Source organism: Mesorhizobium sp. M7A.F.Ca.US.005.03.2.1 (assembly GCF_003997795.1).
GTDB classification, from domain to species: domain Bacteria; phylum Pseudomonadota; class Alphaproteobacteria; order Rhizobiales; family Rhizobiaceae; genus Mesorhizobium; species Mesorhizobium ciceri.
Genome location: NZ_RZRP01001256.1, coordinates 1 through 1,249, shown reverse-complemented (window position 1 = coordinate 1,249; position 1,249 = coordinate 1). Strand labels below are relative to the sequence as shown.

Here is a 1,249-nt window from a genome sequence, read left to right as displayed (position 1 = left end):
GGTCGGGCCGGTGGGCCTGGTCGCGACGCTTTTGTGGGACGGCCGCTTCAGCCTCGTCACTGCTCTGCTCGCGGGCTTCGGCAGGGCGGCGGCCGAGGTTGGCACCGTCATGATCGTCGGCGGCAACATCGATGGCTTCACCCGCACCATGACGACGGCAATCGCACTTGAAACTTCAAAGGGAAATCTGCCGCTCGCCATCGGACTCGGCCTGATTCTGATTTTTCTTATCCTGCTGATCAACGCGGCCGCCTGGGGCGTGCGGGTGTGGTCCGAGCAACGGGCGGGCTAGGGGATGCGGGCCGCTCAGAGCGATCTTCCACTTGTCTTCGATGACGTGTCGCTTATCGCTGGCGCGACGACCATACTCCAGCGGGTGAACCTGACGATCGGGCCACATGCGCCGACGGTGATCGTCGGCCCAAACGGGTCGGGCAAGACCTCCCTGTTGCGGCTTTGCATGGGGCTTACTGTACCTTCGGCCGGAACCCTGACTTGGGGCGGTCGGACCCTCTCCCCGAAGACGCGGCGTGCGATCCTGTTCCAGAAGCCTGTGATGCTGCGGCGCTCGGTGGCCGCGAATGTCGCCTACGGCCTGGCTACGGCCGGCTGTCCGCGTCGGCTTCGCGCGGCGCGCACGGAGGAACTGCTCGACCGCGTGGGTCTTCTCGATCTGGCGGCACGTCCGGCACGGCATTTGTCAGGCGGGGAGCAGCAGCGGCTGGCGCTCGCTCGCGCACTGGCGCGCCAGCCCGAGATCCTGCTGCTCGACGAGCCGACAGCCAGCCTCGATCCGGCGGCGACGCGTTTTGTTGAGCAGATCATCATCACGGCTGCCCAATCGGGCACGAAGATCATCATGGCCTCGCACCATCTCGGCCAAGTGCGCAGGATCGCTGGAGACGTCGTCTTTCTTGTCCGGGGGCGTGTTTGCGAGCATGCCGTTGCCGGCGATTTTCTGGATCGTCCCGCGACTCGGCAAGCGGCTGCCTTCGTGCGCGGCGAACTCGTGCTTTAATCAACCGGACGGAGATTGAGATGCTGACCCGCCGAATGTTGTGTGCGCTTGTGGTGCTTCTGATGCTCGCGAGCGGCGCGCCTGCCCAGGAGCAGTCGATAGTTGTGGCGTCAACGACCTCGACGCAGGATTCTGGGCTGTTTGACCACATCCTGCCGCTGTTCGAGAAGAAGACCGGCATCGGCGTGAAGGTTGTTGCTCAGGGCACCGGTCAGGCGCTCGACACCGGTC

The 1,249-nt window shown here is 64.9% G+C and carries 2 protein-coding genes and 1 pseudogene; all 3 read left to right on the top strand.

All coding sequences use genetic code 11. From position 1 onward, the window contains the following. Nucleotides 1–292: pseudogene (locus EN991_RS36785) on the top strand (ABC transporter permease); the annotation flags it as partial. A gap of 3 nt (nucleotides 293–295) precedes the next feature. After that, on the top strand, nucleotides 296–1,018 hold the full coding sequence (locus EN991_RS36780; RefSeq protein ID WP_064994246.1) for an ATP-binding cassette domain-containing protein: 723 nt from the start codon (nucleotides 296–298) through the stop codon (nucleotides 1,016–1,018). 20 nt (nucleotides 1,019–1,038) lie between these two features. Then, the coding region (locus EN991_RS36775; protein ID WP_348630521.1) for a substrate-binding domain-containing protein at nucleotides 1,039–1,249 on the top strand (211 nt) is incomplete at its 3' end.

Coding starts and splice junctions, on each gene's coding strand:
- EN991_RS36780 (WP_064994246.1), top strand. CDS start 296: ATGCGGGCCGCTCAGAGCGATCTTCCACTTGTCTTCGATGACGTGTCG.